The organism is Alicyclobacillus suci, assembly GCF_017329615.1.
Lineage (GTDB): Bacteria > Bacillota > Bacilli > Alicyclobacillales > Alicyclobacillaceae > Alicyclobacillus > Alicyclobacillus suci.
The window spans coordinates 1-3,017 of record NZ_JAFMTW010000099.1 but is presented as its reverse complement, the minus strand read 5'-3'; the positions used below and the strand labels follow the sequence as shown (position 1 = coordinate 3,017).

Below are 3,017 nucleotides of genomic sequence, written 5' to 3'. Positions count from 1 at the left end.
TTTTCTCCAATCTCACATTCTACCAAAGAGGGGCGGATGGCTCATATTTTATGCCCCGGGGTGCCATCCCTTTTTACACAGTATATTGGACTCTACTGGCGTGGTTTATCAAATTGGAAGTTATTCGACATAAAAAATGTATAAAATTAATCTTATTCTGGTAGAAGGAGTGTTTGTCTTGAAACGGCGTTCCATTATTTTCACAGGAGTATTCTCAATTGCCGCGGCTCTGGGAGTGTCAATAATTTTGTGTAAACTCTATCAGACGGTTTCTAGTGAAGATAGGGTTTCAAGCGCTCCTCAGACACGTACGAGTGCAAGAGATAATCCAATAACTTACTCGGGCACAATGGTTGAATCGAATTCGGGTCAAGTAATCAGTAATACGATGAATTCAACAGTGACACCGGATTCAATCATTGGTGGCGGTGGTGACAAATGTACGAATGCTGGTAGTTCCTGGAATGTTAAGACATCTAATGGAGATGCCTATGACTTTGGTACCTGTGCATACGATGGTGGCGGTGGGAATATGATCACAGAATGGAGATTAACCAGTTACGTCGGATCAATAAACACCATTAACTTCTCTCCAGAATATGATGGGTATTACGCAGGTCCAACTGTAAAGCGATACCCATCCCCTCTAACTGCAGATGGCGATCAAATAGAGGAGTATCTAGGGGAAGGATCACACACTGTGGATATTGCCGGCACGGTAATCTTTACAAGCGGCGGTGAAGGAAGCTACAACAACCCTAACTCTGCGTACTTGTCATAACCCGCATTTGAATAGGTAGTACTCAGTCTGCTTGATAGCGTTTGTAGGGTACGAGTAGGTCCGGTAACTCATGGTGTATCCGTCTGCAATCTTCGCAACGTAACCGGCAAATGATTAGCTGAAATGAGTCACCAGAACTCTTGATAACGCCCCTGCGCCGACTCCCAACCACGACTAAATGCCCCTGACAACAAGGGCAGGGGATGGTTTCCTCACTTCGAACTGAAAACACCAAGGGATCGCTCAACGAGTACAAAGCATGATACAATGACCACACGTTGTTTAGGGGACGCCTCTAGTGGTATTGCCGTACCACACCAAATGGGGGCGTCTTTTCCTTTCCATAGATATGGTCATCTTATTCGACAAATTATGGACAGGCAACCCCGTCAATTCTAGGCCATTCTGGCCTAGCTAAAACAATGTGCAATTTGAACTAACTCATTTATCGCAATAGTGAATCGGATCAACCCCCTCTTATTGGACAATCGATGTCTTTTGAAAAGTGACTTAAGATTCGAACACAACTTCAACGGTATCCAGAATTTTTCTCCCGTGCTTTTAAACGCGGATCGATTTTGTCGGCATCAACCCGTTTTTCACATGTTCACGATGGAATTCTGCGGGTGACAAATAGTGAATGCTTGAATGAATCCGCTCGTTGTTGTACCACCTCATGTATTTATCCACCGTTTCGTATGCCTCTGCATACGTCTCTAATTCACATGAGGATAATCTGTCATCTTCTAACAGACGATGGAATGACTCAATATGTGCATTCATGTTAGGCGTTTTAGGCGGAATCCGTTCATGTTCAATCTTCAGTTCCTCGCACGCCTCTTCAAATACATTGCTGATAAACTGTGGACCGTTATATTTGCTTTCGTAATTTTAACCATTGGGTAGAGCACTGTATTGTTGGGGCAATCCTGAAATCATGGTACTATACCCCCCCATACCTGGGTATGCACTAGACATTTCGCGAGTAATTTGTGATGGTTGTGTCAACACTCCTGTATTTAAATTAATCGCAAAGATTGGATTTCCTTGCGCAGGATTGGGTGTCGCGAAAACCATATAGTCTCCAGTGAAGTTTGTAATCCAAGGTTGTTGGTTAAACGCATACGCTGTTTCTTTTGAACCGCTTGCCACTCCGATGATGTATTTATTACCTTCGCTTTTCTTATCAATTTCAATGGTAAACGATTGTTCTTGAATTGAACCTGTCCAGCGATCAATAACCTTGAACTGATTAGAGGGGAAACTTCCGGCATTTTTAGTCTGGATGGTTGCACCAAACATAGATGCTGAATTTGGATTGGTAATAGACAGCGCTTGTTTCGGTACACTTCTAGTAACATTTTGGCCTGCGAACGGAAGCGGTTGACCATGCTTTACATTATAACTAGCCAATTTTTGTGGTGTCATATTTAAATGTTGCTTATTGTTCTTTGAATTTGAAGCGGTTGTTACGTGGGGTGTCGGTATTTGTTTGGACTGATTAGTATGTGCTTCATAACCAATTCCACCTGTAACAACTGCTAGGGCAACTACTACAGCAGCTATATTGGAGAACATCGTAAATCCTCTTTTCGATTTTCTAAATTTCGTTTTTTTCATTTCCTGTTCAATGTTGTTCCAAATTTCATCTTGCTTTTGTACGGACATTTGCATGCTAGATATAAGAGATAGTTTTTCTAAAATTTCTCGTTCAGAATTCATTGTTTAAACTTCACCTCCTCAGAATGAGCACCTAATATTTCACGAAGTCTTATCAGCGCTCGATGCGCTGTGGTTCGAACTTTTGTTTCAGACCAGCCCAATATTTCAGATGTTTCTTGGGTAGAGAAATTTTCAATGTAGCGTAAGACAACCACTTGTCGGTAGGTATCTTTAAGCTGATTTAATGCTTCTTCCACTTCATATGTCATGTCCTTAGGTTGCTCAATCACAATTTCCGGAAATTCAGCTTGCAAAACAAATTTCCGTTCTGTCCGTTTCTTGCGAAAGACATCATAAATATAATTTCGCGCTATATGCATCAACCAAGTCCTGGTATTCGAGTCTTGACGATAACCGTCCCAGGATCGAAACGCTCTCAAGAACACTTCTTGAACCACATCGTAAGCATCCGCGGAGTTAAAGTCTCAAGTAGTGGTGTAAATTCTTCAGGAGGCTGAATCTTGACGAAAAAGCCATCGAGTGCAATCTACTAAAAGTGTGCAGCAATCAGTAG

At 42.1% G+C, this 3,017-nt stretch carries 4 protein-coding genes and 1 pseudogene; 1 reads left to right on the top strand and 4 read right to left on the bottom strand.

The window, feature by feature from the left end:
- The first annotated feature begins 178 nt into the window (after positions 1–178).
- Positions 179–781, top strand: coding sequence for a hypothetical protein (locus J3482_RS19775; protein WP_206923037.1), 603 nt, complete (start codon positions 179–181; stop codon positions 779–781).
- Between the two features lie 22 nt (positions 782–803).
- Here the strand turns inward: J3482_RS19775 and J3482_RS21125 are convergent, their stop codons facing one another.
- The 4 genes and pseudogenes from J3482_RS21125 to J3482_RS19760 all read right to left on the bottom strand — a co-directional run.
- Positions 804–1,013: a DUF6431 domain-containing protein gene (locus J3482_RS21125; RefSeq protein ID WP_223204354.1), complete on the bottom strand. Its 210-nt coding sequence runs from the start codon at positions 1,011–1,013 to the stop codon at positions 804–806.
- Between the two features lie 329 nt (positions 1,014–1,342).
- The gene (locus J3482_RS21970; RefSeq protein WP_369123489.1) at positions 1,343–1,600 is read right to left on the bottom strand and encodes an integrase core domain-containing protein; all 258 of its coding nucleotides are present in this window, start codon (positions 1,598–1,600) and stop codon (positions 1,343–1,345) included.
- 72 nt (positions 1,601–1,672) lie between these two features.
- A complete protein-coding gene (locus J3482_RS19765; RefSeq protein ID WP_146824928.1) occupies positions 1,673–2,503 on the bottom strand; it encodes a hypothetical protein in 831 nt (276 codons plus the stop codon).
- Positions 2,500–2,910: pseudogene (locus J3482_RS19760) on the bottom strand (RNA polymerase sigma factor); the annotation flags it as partial. The gene J3482_RS19765 and the pseudogene J3482_RS19760, both read right to left, overlap by 4 nt.
- Positions 2,911–3,017: the final 107 nt, after the last annotated feature.

Coding starts and splice junctions, on each gene's coding strand:
- J3482_RS19765 (WP_146824928.1), bottom strand. CDS start 2,503: ATGAATTCTGAACGAGAAATTTTAGAAAAACTATCTCTTATATCTAGC.